Here is a 14,828-nt window from a genome sequence, read left to right on the forward strand (position 1 = left end):
GCCCGATGACAGTCGTTGGAAAGCTTGGTCTAAGCCTAAGCTAGAACTCATTAGTTGACGCTGGGCATTTAGTGAACTAACATTTGTATTTACATATAAAGCCATTGTTTCTCTCCTCACTCACATTGGTGAAAGCGGTTGGGCTCTCACCCCCAACCGAATCTCTCTCTTAATTGTCTGGGCTCTCACCCCCTGACAATTTATGTAACGGCAAGAAGAAAAATTACTTGATATTTTTTTGCAAGAATTTGAAGAAAAATACGAAAAAAGAAATTAACCCAGCCTATTCAGACACTTAAAGCAAGGTAAAAGCTTGTATTTTGTATGTTTGACTCAATCACAACCGTACTTTGTGTCTATCAATTTAAAATTTGACAACACTGTTTCGAAACGTGGCCTAATACCGTACACAAATATTTTAGGCTCACCTCTTTTATTTGCGACATCATGCCTCCCTTTACATACATGATGCTCTACTTTAACCGGCAAAAATATCAATTTGTTCTTGCGTTAATATTTGACATAATCGATATGTCATCTCTCTTCAACAGAGTACACATTGAATATGCATACTGCTTTAAACTACATACGATTTTGTTTAAAAACTTGCTATATCGACTACCCTAATCAACTAGCATCGATTAACTCTTACCTTTCGCCAGCCATTGAACAAACACTTTTCGACACCAACGCCAAATATCAGGGAAAGCTACGTTTAAATAGCTGGGAAGGTCTGTTGCCCTTGCTGCAAACAGAGCCCACTATTGAAGCGGTATTCTTTTACCGACTGGAACGATTAATTTTTCTGGATAATCCAGACAACCCACTCTTGCCTTATCTAGCAAGTGTAATGAGGCGAAGAACCGGATCGGAAATTTATTACAGCACGGAAATAGGTAAGGGGTTTAATATTCAACACGGGTTCGGCATTGTGATCGGCCCGCGTTTTAAGATTGGAGACAACTTCGTCATCCATCAGGGGGTTACCCTTGGACAAAAAAACACTAACAGTCCCAATGAAACCATCACCATTGGCAATAATGTGACTATTTTCGCAAACGCCAGCATTCTCGGTGACATCACGATTGGTGACAACGCCAAAATAGGCGCTAACTCGGTTTTACTAAAAAGTGTAGAATCAGATGCAGTGTACGCTGGCGCTCCAGCAAAGCGAATTTCGATGAAATAGCGTCAGGTTAACGAGCTATGTTTTTGAGAAGCGCGAAGGTTGGAGCTGCATATTTCTATATTACCTGTTGAGATTACCGTTGCGCGTACGCTTCTTGTTTCGCACTCTCAGGAATTTGAACCCATGCATCTCGGATAGGCTCGAGCAAGCTGTAAGACTCGTCTAATGAGGATACAAGATTACTCATATGCGCTTCATTTATGCGGTCGATAATGTAGCTGTACAAAGCAAGTAAGTTATTACTTACTTCCCCACCCACATCCATATCTAAGGTATCTCTTAAATAAACTAAGATAGACACGGCCTTGGTAATATTTTCCGATTTTGCCTCAAAGTCCTTACGTTCAATTGCACCTTTTGCATAAGCAATTCTATCCAATGCCCCCTGCAATAAAAGAAGCGTCAGCTTATGAGGATCAGCTGTGGATATTTCTTGCTTCAGAGAACCCTTTTTATAAGCATTGATGCCTTTTAATGACATAGCAACTCCAATTTTTCTATCTATGGCCTGAGCTTAGTCAGGTGGCTTATTACCATTCTAAATAACAATATCGACTGTTAATTCACAACCTTTAGAAAAAACTCAAGCCTTTTCTAATGAACATAAATTCTAGATGTAGTTAAATAAGGACAAATTGCTGACTTGAGGAAACGTCGCGAGTGCCGCACTCAAAGCAGCTTCTTGTTTAGCGAATTCTGTTGACGCTGCAGCGTAGTCCAAATCTTCAATTGCTCCTTTTGCGACTTTTGCAGCTATCTCCATATCCACGTTAGTATCATAATTATTCTGTGCAATATTCAATCTACTGCCTAATGAAGTTCTCTCAAAAGACATTTTTTCCATGCCGTTGTCCAACCCAACTAAAGCATCTGCAATGGCCTCTTCTAATGCTTGGTTGGTAATGGTGGGGTCTTTTAATATTGCCTGAACATCATGTAACGTCTGCGCCATACTCTTTTTTTCTGGCGGGTTAAGTGAAATATCTATACTGTCACCAGGTGCCGCTGTGGCTTTAAACTCCATTCCTTTAATCGAAAAGGCTTCCCCCGAGTTAAAGGCGACCGTCTCTACGACCGTCCCTGAGCCAACGTGTACCAATTCAGCTTGATTGCCAGCTAGAAAATTAATTTGATAATCGTTATTTGCAGGCGTTACGGGGTCGTAATTGGCATTGTAAAAAATATCAAATGCGCCCTGTTGTTTGACGGCAGCACTGTCTAAAGCGGTGCCGCCATTGACGCTGTCAACCGAGAATTTAAACCGGGAAAAGACATTTTCAAATACATCATAGCCGTTGCTCGTAGCCTGTACCTTCGAACTAGTAGAGAGTTGTATATAACTCACCCCCGTATCACCTTGAAAGGTAATTGCATTGCCGGCTGCAGCTGGATTCAATGCGAAAGCCGGCTGCGAAGATTGAAATCCTGAATAAAGATAGTTGTCATTCTCATCTTGTGTATTCATCAAATCGAGAAGCTCAAATTTTAATTGTTCGAGTTCTTCACCGATGGTAGCCCTGTCAGATGAATCTAATGAACTATTTCCCGCTTGGATGACCAATGTTCTAGCTTTATTAATTGAATCGGTAATATTTGTAAGTACAGCTTCTTGTAATTCTAAAGAGCTTCGAACCAAATCGTTATTGCGCTGAAATTGCGCCAATTCATCAATCTCTTCAGTGAGCCGCAACACTTTTGCGGCTCCCACCGGATCGTCACTGGGAGTGAGAAGTCGTTTGCCCGATGATAACTGGGCTTGAGTCTTTGCCAGATCCGCCTGATTATTCAAAATCGAGCGCATGCTTTGATCATAGATTTGATTCGTCGATATACGCATAGTTTACCTTGCTGACTGCAAAATAGTATTGAACAATTCCTGAGCTGTACTTAAAATACGTGCCGCTGCAGCATAACTTTGCTGATACTTAATTAAACTTGCAGCTTCTTCATCTAAGCTTACTCCAGAAACAGAATCAAACCAATTTTTTGACTGTACTTTCATCGCTTCAGCAGAAGTAAGCGAGATATTAGCGGTCGATGCATCTTCGCCAACTCTGCCCACCAACGACGCGTATGCATCCTGAAAGGTTCGAGCCTTGTTAGTAGACTCACTACTGACTTGCACCTTTCCATCATTTTGCAAACTCGCCATCTCAAGTGCATTGCTGTTGTCATTAAAACCGTTTTTATTGTATTCGATGACAAAGCTATCACCGGGCTGGGGAATTCCCTCTAGACTAAAATCGTAACCTGGATAATCGTCAAACCCAGCATATATACCTGTGGCGTCTTTGGCTTGTTGAATTAAGTTGTTCAGATCAGTCGCACCGGTTACTGTCGCCAATAAGTTGTTACTGTCATCAAATATTTGATAGCTATTGGCCGAGGTGAACGTAATTCTTCGCGGTGCCGTTGCATCAATATCTTGAGCGCCGTCAAACGCAGAGTCGCCTACGCCACCTGCGGTACTCGTATTGGTTGTCACCACGCTTGTAACACTGGCGCTGCCCAAGTTTGATAAGCTCTCTTGTACTCGAGCCGGATTCGCAAATGCTAAATCCTCTGGACGATTGGTAGCAAGGCTAATATCTGAAGCAGCAGTTTTAGTCGGCTGAATAAGAAATTCGTTACCCACAACGTAAGGATCCGGGCCCGAAAAGTCAACCTCAATACCACCGGTTAGCTCAATCACTCCCCCTGTAACCGGTAAACCAACGAACTCGAGGTCGGCACCACTTCCATCGGTCTTAACTGTACCGTCTGGATTTAACAAAGTAAGAGTGATAGCAGTAGGAACCCCGGCGGTGACTGCCGTCACTTCAATTTTGTAATCTGCATCGGTTAGCTCTGCACCTTTACCCTCTACAAGTTGAGCAGTTACATTGTAGTTTCCCGTGGTATCTTCATAAGGCAAACCATGGAAAGTGGGAATGTCATAAATATTGCCTCCCAACTGACCATCTAAGTCCATTCCGAGCTTATTTTGGCTGTTCATGGCGTCTGCAAAAGCAATAGAAATCTGGCCTAAATCGCGTATTGCTGGACCTAGTATTTCGTTTCTGTAGCGAAATAAACCACCCAGAGCGCCTCCCATTTCACTTTCGATAACAGGAATAGACGCATCACCTTTATCGGGGTTTCTGTGATCAGTTTGTAACGTTAACTCTTTAAATAACAGGTCTGCATTTGTGGTAGTCTCAAAAAGATTGAACTCACCGTTTTCTAATACCAAAGACTCACCGGAAGTAAGATTAACAGTAACCGCACCGTTTTGAGAGCGACTCTCTTGAACGGTAATACCCATAATGGAAGCGAGTTCATCAATAGCTTTATCTCTTTCATTTAGCAGTGCACTGGGCTGGTCAGACGTACTGTTTCCATACGCCACTACAATATTTTTATTCAGATCGCCAATGTTGCCAATTAGTGTATTAGCGCGTTCAATCAGTGAATTGAATTCTAGATTTAACTCGTTTTCTTTTTGCACCATGAAGTCAGATAACGTCTTCATTCTTTGAAAAAGAGACTCAGACTTACTCAAAACCACTTCTCTTGATGCAAGGTTTGTAGGGTCATCAGCTGCGGTTTGTAACGCTGCAAAAAATCCACTTAACCCATTTGTTACTGAACTTGATTCGCTTGCCAGCAGATTATCGATAGTAGAAGTTTTTTGAGAAAATGACTCAAGTTCGCCTACCGAGGTGATATCCCTGCGCAATTGATTTTGCGCAAAAACGTTGATAATGCGTTCTGTGTTCCCTATCTCTACACCGAAAACATGGCTATTTTTGAGCTCAGTACGCTCGCGAACATAGCCCGGAGTATTCACGTTTGCAATGTTGTTACTTGTGGTTTGCAACAGCTTGCTGCTGGCGTTAACACCACTGCTCGCTAGTGAAAATAAATCAACATAACTCACAATCTAATCTCCAATGCTATGGCATTAACGTGCTAAGACGGTCGCTGTTATACACTGCCATTATTTTGCTTGCGTATTCAGGGTCAGTAGCGTAGCCCGCCTCTTGAAGCGCGTGGGTATAACGCGTTGCGTTAGAAGCATTTTCGACAGCATGACTATAGCGAGGCTGTGATGTAATAAAACGTCCATAATCTTCCATGGCATCTTCTACTGACGGATAAGACCTAAAAGCAGCTTTTTGTTTTTGCGGTAGTCCATTTTTGAATTCCAGTGTATCGACTACAGCCTGCTCTCCTTGCCATCCCTTACTTGCTTTGATGCCAAATAAGTTATGTGAGCTTTCTCCATCTGCTTTATGGATAACAAATTTCCCCCACCCTGTTTCAACCGCAGCTTGGGAAATTATCGCTTTAGCATCCATTCCATATTTCGCTGCCACCTTTTCGGCTATTGGCATTAAGCTTTCTACAAACTGTTCAGGGCTTTCAAACATGGCATCTTTTTTTGCCGACTGGCTACGAATAGATTGTGAAGAAACCGCAATATCCTGCGCTTCAACCACGTTGTACACACGATTTCTGTTAAGTGACGAAATGTCGCCATCACTTCTTATAACACTGGCAGGGGTATAGCTATTTTCGGTTTGCCCCAATTGCTTAACAATAACATCAGCAAGACCTAAGCCACCGCCTGAAGTGAGATCTGCTGCGAGCTGCTGGTCGTGCATATCACGATAGAATTTGACTTGCTGTGAATTAAATGGACTATTTTCATCAGCAAGCGCGTCTTGCGCTTTTCGCATAGACTTCAGCATCATCTGCACAAATATTGCTTCAAACTGCTGAGCAGCTTCTTGCAATACTGTTTCATCGCCCGATGCAATGGCTTCACGCATTTTGTTTATGCTGCCCAAGTCATGGACATTGCGTGCCATATCAAGCTGATTTTTTGTGCTTAGTGATTCCATCGTGCTTATTTCCGCTGTGACCTTATTCTTTTGCTCAAGTCTCGTAAATGCTATAGCTCGTTTTAAATGATGACGAGTTCACCACGTAAAGCGCCCGCTTGACGTAATGCTTCTAAAATTGCCATCAAATCGCCCGGTGCAGCACCCACCTCATTTACTGCGCGCACAAGTTGGTCAAGGGTTACGCCAGGCTCAAACTTAAACATCCTGCTATCTGCTAGATCGACATCTACTATTGATTGCGTGGTGACTACAGTTTCACCCTCGCCGAATGCATTAGGTTGAGAAACTTGCTGATTTTCAGAAATAGTCACGGTTAAGCCGCCGTGCGTAATTGCCGCTGGTAATAAACGTACATCGCTGCCAATCACAATAGTGCCCGTACGGCTGTTTATCACAACACGTGCAGGCGCATCTGCTGGTGTAAATTCGAAGTTCTCTAGGGTAGCCAAAAAGCCCACGCGCTGACCCACATCACGGGGGGCTGTAACACGTACAGACGCCGCATCAATAGGTTTAGCAATAAGGTAGCCGTTTTCGGGTTGTGCGCCCAAACGCTCGTTAATGGTATCGGCTAGTGCTTTTGCTGTGGAGAAATCTGGATAATGAAGGTTAAGTGTTAACGTATCGCCATTTGCAAAGCCACTAGGCACAGACTGCTCAACCATTGCGCCATTGGGAATTCGGCCAACTGTAGGCGTATTAACCACAATACGAGACCCATCGCCGCCCTGTGCACCAAAGCCGCTAACGACCAAGCTACCTTGCGCCACGGCATACACTTTACCGTCCACACCGCGAAGAAACGTTTGAAGTAACGTTCCACCTTGAAGACTCGACGCCTCACCCACTGACGAAACTGTAATATCAATGGTTTGTCCCGGCTTCGCAAAGGCAGGCAGGTCTGCGTGCACCGCAACTGCCGCTACGTTTCTGATCTTTGGCTTAGTATTCGCATCTAAACTTATACCGAAATTACGCAACATGGTTCTGAAACTCTGTTCAGTGAAAGGGCTTTGCTCCCCCGTACCTGGTAAACCTACTACGAGGCCATAGCCCACTAATTGGTTACTACGAACGCCTTGAATACTTGCCACGTCTTTAATACGTTGTGCGCCCGCCTGCGAAGATAAAAGCACGGTGAAAACGGCTAATACTACTGAAAATAAACGCATATTCACTCTCCTATCTCAAAATCTAAAGAGGCCACCAAGCAGAATCAAAAAACTTGGTTAACCAACCCTTTTCTTGCGCCCGAGCAAAGCTTCCAGTGCCAGAATATTGGATACGTGCATTGGCGACCTTGGTAGACACTATTTCATTTTCGGGGCTAATGTCCGCCGGACGAATAATGCCGGTAAGACGAATGTATTCATCACCTTGATTTAGGGTTAGCCATTTTTCCCCGCGTATAACAAGGTTGCTGTTAGGAAGCACGTCGACGACAGTAACTGATATAGCACCATTCAAGCTGTTGCTTTGGTTAGCCGTAGCGTCACCGGAGAAGTCTCGAGAAGAACTGATACCCAACTGAACGGACTCCCCACCGATATTTATCGCCTGCCCAGCAAGCCCAGTAATAGGGTTAAGATTAACGTTTGAATCTTTAGCTGTGCTGGTATCAGCAGATTTACTCGCTTGCGTATTCTCGCTCAATGTTACAGTAATGATGTCGCCTACCCTTCTTGCGGTAACGTCAGAGTACAAGTTGTTAGCTAATTGCGAACGGAATAGCGAGCCATCTTCTATTACCGTTTCACGAGGGTAATCTGGCACTACAGGCGCAAATGAAGGATCGTTTGCCTGAACAGGGGGCTCGTTTGTACTTGCGCAACCGCCAAGTACAAGTAGTGCAGCAGATAAACCTAAAATACGCATGATGCTACCTACTAAAGTTGCTGAATAACCTGACCAAGCATTTGGTCAACTGATGAGATAACTTTTGAGTTCATCTCATACAAACGCTGGCTTTCAATTAGGTTTACTAGCTCTTCAGTCACGTTTACATTAGACGTCTCTAACGTGCCTTGAGAGATATAACCTAGACCTTGCAAGCCAGGAATACCCTGAATAGGTGCACCGCTTGACGCTGTCTCAACATAAAGGTTTTGTCCAGTTGGTTGCAGTCCGGTTGGATTAACAAAGTCAGAAATATTCAGCTGACCTAACACCTGCGGTTCAGCTTGGCCCCGTATGCTTACACTAATTTCACCATCTTGAGAAATAGTGATTTGTTGTGCATCTTCGGGAATAGCCACTTCAGGCTGAAGCAAAAAGCCCGCGCCCGATGTAACGATTTGGCCCTGATCATTAAGTGAAAACTGGCCGTTTCTCGTGTAGGCAATAGTGCCGTCTGGCTGCAAAATTTCAAAATAACCACGGCCCTGAATTGACATATCAAGGGCGTTTTCTGTGGTAAGCAAGTTACCTTGCGTGTGTGCTTTTTGTGTAGCAACTACTTTTGACCCTGAGCCAAGCATAAGCCCAGAAGGTAACTCCGTGTCAGCTGACGAACGACCGCCCGGCTGATTAATGTTCTGATAAAGCAAATCTTCAAACACCGCGCGGTCTTTTTTAAAGCCTACGGTTGATGCATTGGCTAGGTTATTGGAAACCACTGCCACATCGGTCTGTGCGGCGTCTAGTCCGGTTTTACTTATCCATAGTGCTGGATGCATGTTAACCTCCGACGTTGCTCATGGTGCAACGATGATAAAAATTTGTTTATAGAATGCGTAATAACGCATTGCCACTTTGATCTAGTTTTTCAGCTTGCTTCATCATTTTGACTTGAAGCTCGTAGTGACGCTGTAGGCTTATCATGTCAACCATCTCGTCTACAGCGTTAACATTCGAGCCTTCAAGCATCCCTGACATTACCTTAACGTTGGCATTGGCAGGTGCTATCGAACCATCTTCCATTCTAAACAAGCCATCATTGCCCCGTTCCATATCGGCATAATTAGGGCTCACTAGCTTTAGTCGTCCTACTTCCTCGATAACGTTGGCCGGCGCACCTAACTGTCTCATTGACAATGTACCGTCGGCGGCAATGTTTAGATTGTCCAAAGGTACAGGAAGAAATATAGGTCCGTTGTCGCCAAGTACGACACGGTCATGAATATCTGTCAAAATTCCGTCGTCGCCCAATTTAAAGTTGCCATCACGTGAATAAGCTTCTTGCCCATTTTGATCTTGAACTGCAAACCAACCATCACCTTGAATCGCCACATCTAAATCGCGGTCTGTCTTAATCATCGGACCCGACTCGTAATTATTGGACGGGCTCTCAGTCATTGAAAACACACGGGTCGGCAAACCTTCGCCGTAAGCCGGCATTGACCTTGCCTGCTCAAGTTGAGCTCTAAAACCCGTTGTCTGTGCATTAGCCAAGTTATTGGCCCGAATCCCTGTTGCTAACAGGTCTTGGGAAGCGCCACTTGCTGAGATATAGAGAAGTTTGTCCATGACTGACTTTTGACTCTGATTAAACCTTAAACAAGATTTTGCAAAGGCAGTGCCAACCTGTGGATATTTAGTGAAACTAAAAAATATGAAACATAGTCAATTGATATGTATAGAAAAATAAAAAGGCCGCAAATTTGCGACCTTTCTAAATGGGGTTAAAATAAGGCGATTTTACGCGCCTGAAAATTGCCGGTTAGCGACTTGCTAACGAGGCTGACTATATTCTATCGAATGTTCAGGATAGTTTGGTTCAGCGAGTTGTTTACCTCAAGCGCACGTGAATTTGCCTGGAAGTTTCGTTGAGCAATAATCATGTCGATTAGCTCAGTGGTTAAGTTAACGTTCGCCTGTTCAAGGGCAGAAGAGTTAATTTCGCCAAACGTACCCGTTGTTGCTTCGCCTGCTAAGGCTTCACCTGAAAGAATACTTTCCTTCCACTGTGTGCTGCTCTCTTGGGTTAAACCTTGTTCGTTAGAAAAGCGAACTAACGCGACACGAACAATAGGTTCTGACGTCCCATTTGAGAACGTAGCGCGAACTAAGCCATCAGGACCAATGTCAATACCTGTGAGTCGGCCTACTGGCAAACCGTCTTGCTCAAGTGACGTTACTTCGAAAGCTGACGCAAACTGCGAAGGTTCATTGGGTGTAGCTAACGTTGGATTTAAGTTGAAGTCTATTTTAATTTGCTGAGTAGCATCAGAGCCATTACTGAGAATACCAGCACCGAGTTCAACTGTTTGGATTTTATTATCTACCGATGGGTTTCCATCTGGTGTTTCCATTGCAATAAAGTCACCGCCCGCCGAAAAAACAAGCTTAGAGGCAGTGACTGCATTAGTTCCTGTTCCCACGCTGTTTACAACACCAGGATCGCCTGGCGCTAAAGGTAAGCCCGGATCGGCTGAATCCACTTGGTTAACTAATGTATCGTCTATAGCGGTAGCAACATACCACTCGTTCGCCGCAGCATTATCTTTGATAAAATAATAGGTCATTACGTGACTGTCACCAAGTGAATCATAGACAGTAACGGAGGTTGCCGCGTTATAAGTAAGTGGATCAGTGGGATCAAAGTTAGCTGGGTTTATTGCTGTATCTCCAGCTGGCAAGTTCATTCTGATGTCAACTTCAGTTGTGGCTTGCGGAGAACCAGAAGAGTCAGGAATACGCACAGGTTCAGTGGTACTAAGGGCAACCGAAGCGCTTGTACCATCAGAGTTAACTGGGAAACCCAGCAAGTTATCGCCGTTGCTATTCACTACAAAATTGTCGGCGTCCAGCTTGAACTGACCCGCTCGGGTAAAAGAGAAGTCGCGCGACGTAATTTCAGGCACTGTCGCAAAGAAACCATTCCCTGTAATTGCTAAATCTAACGCTGTGTTAGTGAATTGAAGGCTACCCTGAGAAAACTGCTGTGCAACCTCTTGAGTTAGTACACCGTCACCCACTTTTGTTTTACCACCTGCCAAAAGTGATGCTGCATATACATCACCGAATTCAGCACGCGATTCTTTAAAGCCAACCGTATTTACGTTTGCGATGTTGTTGGCGGTTACATCCAAATCTTTTTGTGCGGCTGATACGCCACTCAGTGCAATATTAAAAGACATTGTTGATTCTCCTACTAACTGCCGATTTGAATGACGTCATCAAGATTGATACTGACATCACCATCCAAATTCAAAATTACGCCCTGACCGCTGCCGGCCAAGCTTACACTTCCAACATGACGATTAACGGCAGTGCTAAGCTGCACACCTTCACCGTTCAACTCTGCAGTAGCACTGATAACATATTCACCTGCTGCCATTTGGTTGCCATGTTTATCTTTGCCATCCCATTCAAACTCAATGTTACCTGCACTCTGTGTGCCTGCATCAATGGTTTTAATTACTTCCCCGAACTGATTTTCAATGCTAATCGTCATGTTTTGAACCGTTTTCTCGTTCACAATGACGCCTGAGATCCCATCACCTTCATTTGCCATATAGCCAACATTACCTTGAACTAGCACGTTTTGACCGATGAGACTCGACGCTTGTAACGCTTGATTTGATGTCATTGAAGCCGCAAAGGATTCGAATTTTTCGTTAAGCTGCGAGATCCCGTCAGCCATAGTAAATGACGTCATCTGCGCCACCATTTGATCATTGTCAACCGGTGCAGTCGGATCCTGGTTAGCAAGCTGTTCAGTCAACATTGAAAAGAAATCTTCCTGCGTTAACTGTTGCTCGGTACCATCGGCGATTTTGACAGTTTCTTCCTGCCAATAAAGATCAGTATTTAAGCCGGTATTGTTTATGGTGTTCACTGATTAATCCTCACATTATTCAAGCGGCAAATTACTGCCCTTGACCTAACTGCAGTACGCGGCGAAAGATTCGCTTAGTGGTATCCGCTACTTGTACGTTTGTTTCATACGCTTTCGACGCTGACATCATGTTTGCCATCTCTTCGACAATATTAACGTTCGGCTTATAGATGTATCCATTTTCATCTGCCATTGGGTTATTCGGCGAGTACTCCACATTAAGCGGTGCGTCGCTTTCCACAATACCTTTAACCTGTACACCTGCACCTTTCGACTGATCACGCATAGCGTCTTGTAATGCTGTTGCAAAAACAGGGTGTCGAGCTCGGTAAGTTTCGTCATAGCTGCTGCTTACTGAGTTTGCGTTGGCGATATTACTTGCCGTGGTATTTAGACGCACATTTTCCGCTTCCATACCCGTACTCGAAATTTGCATTACGTTAAATAAACCCATGACTATTGACCTCCTGAGCTGAGTGCTTTTTTCATGCCTTTAACTTTACCATTCAAAAATTCAAGGCTAGCCTGGTAGCGCATTCCATTATCTAAAAATCGGTTTCTTTCCGCCTGAACTTCTACCGTGTTACCGTCACCGGTGTCTGGTTGAGTTGGAATGCGGTACTGCATGTCAAAGTTTGCCGCTACTGACGTTGAATTGCCGCTTAGGTGGCGTTCATTGGTTCGCACCATTTTCGAGGAATGCCCTGTTGAACTGCCCGATGTCTCTCGCATTGCTGACTGCATAGCTTTATTAAAATCGATGTCTCGCGCTTTATAACCAGGCGTATTTGCGTTGGCCAGATTTCCGGCAATCACTTCCATACGCTCGGTACGTATACTGAGCGCTGACGCGTGAAAGCCCACCAGTTTATCTAGGTTAATAGCCATAACATGACCTCTGACATACTTAAAACATTTCGTGTTGACAATCTAAATGAGCATTTAAAAGTGAGACTTTTGCCGATTTACTGTCGCTTGTGAAATAGTTTGCAAGGCTGATGCCAAAATTAGATTTTGACGGGGGGAAATGGACGTCTTAGTTTCAACTTAAACAATTAAAAGCTTTATTAATCAGTCCAGTAACTTAGATTATTTTTTCTGATAGTAAAGGCCAGGGTGACACTTAACCATACTGTATATATCACTCGCAGCACTGATAGATTCCGATGCGCCAAGGAATAGCACACCCTGAGGCTGCAACTGTCCGGCAATTTGTTGCAGGATCCGCTGTTTCACTTCAGCAGAAAAATAAATTAATACATTTCGGCAAAACACTATGTCAAAGCGGCCAAGTGCGGCATAGCTTGAAAGTAAATTTAAACTTCTGAAGCTGACCATGCGACGAACGTCGGATTTTACCTGCATAAGTCCACTTTCATTTTTTTGGAAAAAGGCCTGTCTCCGATGCGGGGATAAGCCTCTCGCCAAAGACAACTCGTCATAAATACCTAACTCACATTTTTGCAGCATTTCTGATGACAAATCCGTGGCTACAATCTCAATACCCGCCCTCAATGCACCAGGCCGCTGACGCTGGTATTCAAGTACAGACATGGCGATGGAGTACGGTTCTTGCCCAGACGAACAGGCCGCGCTCCAAATTCGGATCTTTTGATTTTTTGTCGATATTGCTGGTAGTAACTCATTTACAAGTAAATCAAAGGGGTAGTTGTCTCGAAACCACAAGGTTTCATTTGTGGTCATAGCGTCGATTACGTCCTGAAGCAAGGCTCTGTCGAACCCCTTCACCACCACGTCTATCAGTTCGTCAGCCGATTCATATTTGTGCTTGAAGAGCAATGAAGCTAAACGGCTGCGCACCAGGTATTGTTTACTTTCACCCAATACTATGCCGCATTGCTTTTCCAAAAACTCTCTAAACTTTACGTAACTTGCTGGCGAAACGTCTTTATTAGCCAATCCTGTCTTGCTCCGTTATTCGCATTCTGTCATCAGCCACTTTTGTACCGCTGTAGCAAGTTCATCGGGATGGAATTTCGCGATAAAGTCATCTGCCCCCACTTTCTGCACCATAGCTTGGTTAAAAACACCACTTAGCGACGTATGCAATACAACATGGAGCTTTTGCAGCTCAGGCGTATTCTTAATTTCAGCGGTGAGTGTATATCCGTCCATTTCCGGCATTTCAATGTCGGAGACCAGTACGCCAACACGGTTTGTCACATCACCGTACTCTTCCGCAATTTGTTTGAGCCTGTTTAATGCTTCTAGGCCGTTTTTAGCAAGTTCAATCTCTAGACCCAGAGAAGTCAGTGCCTTTTTAACTTGATTTCTCGCTACCGCTGAATCATCAGCAATAAAGATAATTTTGTTCTCTTGACCTTCAGTTGTAAGGCCTTCCGCAACTTCTGAACTTACTTCGGCATTCAACGGAGAAATTTCATTCAAAATTTTCTCAACATCTAGAATTTCAATAAGTTCATTCTCAACTTCAGTCACTGCGGTTAAATAACTTGCTCTGCCAGTGCCCTGAGGTGGCGGCATAATTGCATCCCAATTAGTATTAATGATGCGTTCTACAGCCCCCACCAAGAAACCTTGAACAGAGCGGTTATATTCTGCAATAACAATAAAGGCGTTAGAGAGGTCTTCAATTTTACGGCCGCGAGTCGCCATACTCAAATCGATAACCGAGATAGTTTGACCACGAATGTGCGCCACACCACGTACCAACGGATTCAATTTGGGCATTGCTGTGAGTGGAGGACACTGAAGCACTTCCCGCACTTTAAAAACATTAATTCCAAAGCGTTGGCGGCCGTTCAGTCTAAACAGCAACAACTCTAAGCGATTCTGCCCAACAAGCTGCGTGCGCTGGTTTACTGAATCTAAAATCCCCGACATAGGTCACCTCTAAGTAATACTGGGCATGATCATTGCCTCTTCTGATAAAGATAGACAATATCACTAAATTTTTGCAGGTCAAACGACAGAAAAATGACACTAAATA

Annotated in this window: 15 protein-coding genes and 1 pseudogene; 1 reads left to right on the forward strand and 15 read right to left on the reverse strand. The window is 44.0% G+C overall.

Going from position 1 to position 14,828, the window contains the following annotated elements:
• A pseudogene (locus tag V7R42_RS19525) lies at nucleotides 1-105 on the reverse strand (flagellin); the annotation flags it as partial.
• Between the two features lie 460 nt (nucleotides 106-565).
• On the opposite strand from V7R42_RS19525, the gene V7R42_RS19530 reads away from it, so the two are divergent.
• Nucleotides 566-1,189 (forward strand): serine O-acetyltransferase, encoded by a 624-nt coding sequence (locus V7R42_RS19530; protein ID WP_334022339.1) that lies wholly within the window; start codon nucleotides 566-568, stop codon nucleotides 1,187-1,189.
• Between the two features lie 73 nt (nucleotides 1,190-1,262).
• Here V7R42_RS19530 and fliS read toward each other — a convergent pair whose 3' ends face one another.
• The 14 genes from fliS to V7R42_RS19600 form a co-directional block, all read right to left on the reverse strand.
• Nucleotides 1,263-1,670, reverse strand: a complete 408-nt coding sequence (fliS, locus tag V7R42_RS19535) for a flagellar export chaperone FliS (RefSeq protein ID WP_334022340.1) — start codon at nucleotides 1,668-1,670, stop codon at nucleotides 1,263-1,265.
• 129 nt (nucleotides 1,671-1,799) lie between these two features.
• On the reverse strand, nucleotides 1,800-3,026 hold the full coding sequence (gene flgL / locus V7R42_RS19540) for a flagellar hook-associated protein FlgL (RefSeq protein ID WP_334022341.1): 1,227 nt from the start codon (nucleotides 3,024-3,026) through the stop codon (nucleotides 1,800-1,802).
• Between the two features lie 3 nt (nucleotides 3,027-3,029).
• The gene (gene flgK / locus V7R42_RS19545) at nucleotides 3,030-5,108 is read right to left on the reverse strand and encodes a flagellar hook-associated protein FlgK (RefSeq protein ID WP_334022342.1); all 2,079 of its coding nucleotides are present in this window, start codon (nucleotides 5,106-5,108) and stop codon (nucleotides 3,030-3,032) included.
• Between the two features lie 16 nt (nucleotides 5,109-5,124).
• On the reverse strand, nucleotides 5,125-6,075 hold the full coding sequence (gene flgJ, locus V7R42_RS19550) for a flagellar assembly peptidoglycan hydrolase FlgJ (RefSeq protein WP_334022343.1): 951 nt from the start codon (nucleotides 6,073-6,075) through the stop codon (nucleotides 5,125-5,127).
• Between the two features lie 62 nt (nucleotides 6,076-6,137).
• The gene (locus V7R42_RS19555; protein WP_334022344.1) at nucleotides 6,138-7,250 is read right to left on the reverse strand and encodes a flagellar basal body P-ring protein FlgI; all 1,113 of its coding nucleotides are present in this window, start codon (nucleotides 7,248-7,250) and stop codon (nucleotides 6,138-6,140) included.
• A 22-nt stretch (nucleotides 7,251-7,272) separates the two neighbouring features.
• Nucleotides 7,273-7,953 carry a flagellar basal body L-ring protein FlgH gene (flgH, locus tag V7R42_RS19560; RefSeq protein WP_334022345.1) on the reverse strand — a complete coding sequence of 227 codons (681 nt, stop codon included), beginning with the start codon at nucleotides 7,951-7,953 and terminating at the stop codon, nucleotides 7,273-7,275.
• An 11-nt stretch (nucleotides 7,954-7,964) separates the two neighbouring features.
• Nucleotides 7,965-8,753 carry a flagellar basal-body rod protein FlgG gene (flgG, locus tag V7R42_RS19565; protein ID WP_334022346.1) on the reverse strand — a complete coding sequence of 263 codons (789 nt, stop codon included), beginning with the start codon at nucleotides 8,751-8,753 and terminating at the stop codon, nucleotides 7,965-7,967.
• A gap of 46 nt (nucleotides 8,754-8,799) precedes the next feature.
• Complete coding sequence (locus V7R42_RS19570; RefSeq protein WP_334022347.1) at nucleotides 8,800-9,543, reverse strand: flagellar basal body rod protein FlgF; 744 nt, start codon at nucleotides 9,541-9,543, stop codon at nucleotides 8,800-8,802.
• A gap of 224 nt (nucleotides 9,544-9,767) precedes the next feature.
• Nucleotides 9,768-11,156 (reverse strand): flagellar hook protein FlgE, encoded by a 1,389-nt coding sequence (gene flgE / locus V7R42_RS19575; protein WP_334022348.1) that lies wholly within the window; start codon nucleotides 11,154-11,156, stop codon nucleotides 9,768-9,770.
• A 14-nt stretch (nucleotides 11,157-11,170) separates the two neighbouring features.
• Nucleotides 11,171-11,857: a flagellar hook assembly protein FlgD gene (gene flgD, locus V7R42_RS19580; RefSeq protein WP_334022349.1), complete on the reverse strand. Its 687-nt coding sequence runs from the start codon at nucleotides 11,855-11,857 to the stop codon at nucleotides 11,171-11,173.
• Nucleotides 11,858-11,888: 31 nt separating this feature from the next.
• Nucleotides 11,889-12,311: a flagellar basal body rod protein FlgC gene (gene flgC / locus V7R42_RS19585; RefSeq protein WP_334022350.1), complete on the reverse strand. Its 423-nt coding sequence runs from the start codon at nucleotides 12,309-12,311 to the stop codon at nucleotides 11,889-11,891.
• A gap of 2 nt (nucleotides 12,312-12,313) precedes the next feature.
• Complete coding sequence (gene flgB, locus V7R42_RS19590) at nucleotides 12,314-12,745, reverse strand: flagellar basal body rod protein FlgB (RefSeq protein ID WP_334022351.1); 432 nt, start codon at nucleotides 12,743-12,745, stop codon at nucleotides 12,314-12,316.
• Between the two features lie 201 nt (nucleotides 12,746-12,946).
• Complete coding sequence (locus V7R42_RS19595; RefSeq protein WP_334022352.1) at nucleotides 12,947-13,777, reverse strand: CheR family methyltransferase; 831 nt, start codon at nucleotides 13,775-13,777, stop codon at nucleotides 12,947-12,949.
• A 15-nt stretch (nucleotides 13,778-13,792) separates the two neighbouring features.
• Nucleotides 13,793-14,722 carry a chemotaxis protein CheV gene (locus V7R42_RS19600; RefSeq protein ID WP_334022353.1) on the reverse strand — a complete coding sequence of 310 codons (930 nt, stop codon included), beginning with the start codon at nucleotides 14,720-14,722 and terminating at the stop codon, nucleotides 13,793-13,795.
• Nucleotides 14,723-14,828: the final 106 nt, after the last annotated feature.

Source organism: Alteromonas sp. S015, from assembly GCF_036864485.1.
Lineage (GTDB): Bacteria > Pseudomonadota > Gammaproteobacteria > Enterobacterales > Alteromonadaceae > Alteromonas.

Excerpts from the sequence above, each read along its gene's own strand:
- V7R42_RS19530 (WP_334022339.1), top strand. The coding sequence starts at position 566 with ATGCATACTGCTTTAAACTACATACGATTTTGTTTAAAAACTTGCTAT.
- fliS (WP_334022340.1), bottom strand. The coding sequence starts at position 1,670 with ATGTCATTAAAAGGCATCAATGCTTATAAAAAGGGTTCTCTGAAGCAA.
- flgL (WP_334022341.1), bottom strand. The coding sequence starts at position 3,026 with ATGCGTATATCGACGAATCAAATCTATGATCAAAGCATGCGCTCGATT.
- flgJ (WP_334022343.1), bottom strand. The coding sequence starts at position 6,075 with ATGGAATCACTAAGCACAAAAAATCAGCTTGATATGGCACGCAATGTC.
- V7R42_RS19555 (WP_334022344.1), bottom strand. The coding sequence starts at position 7,250 with ATGCGTTTATTTTCAGTAGTATTAGCCGTTTTCACCGTGCTTTTATCT.
- flgH (WP_334022345.1), bottom strand. The coding sequence starts at position 7,953 with ATGCGTATTTTAGGTTTATCTGCTGCACTACTTGTACTTGGCGGTTGC.
- flgG (WP_334022346.1), bottom strand. The coding sequence starts at position 8,753 with ATGCATCCAGCACTATGGATAAGTAAAACCGGACTAGACGCCGCACAG.
- V7R42_RS19570 (WP_334022347.1), bottom strand. The coding sequence starts at position 9,543 with ATGGACAAACTTCTCTATATCTCAGCAAGTGGCGCTTCCCAAGACCTG.
- flgE (WP_334022348.1), bottom strand. The coding sequence starts at position 11,156 with ATGTCTTTTAATATTGCACTGAGTGGCGTATCAGCCGCACAAAAAGAT.
- flgC (WP_334022350.1), bottom strand. The coding sequence starts at position 12,311 with ATGGGTTTATTTAACGTAATGCAAATTTCGAGTACGGGTATGGAAGCG.
- flgB (WP_334022351.1), bottom strand. The coding sequence starts at position 12,745 with ATGGCTATTAACCTAGATAAACTGGTGGGCTTTCACGCGTCAGCGCTC.
- V7R42_RS19600 (WP_334022353.1), bottom strand. The coding sequence starts at position 14,722 with ATGTCGGGGATTTTAGATTCAGTAAACCAGCGCACGCAGCTTGTTGGG.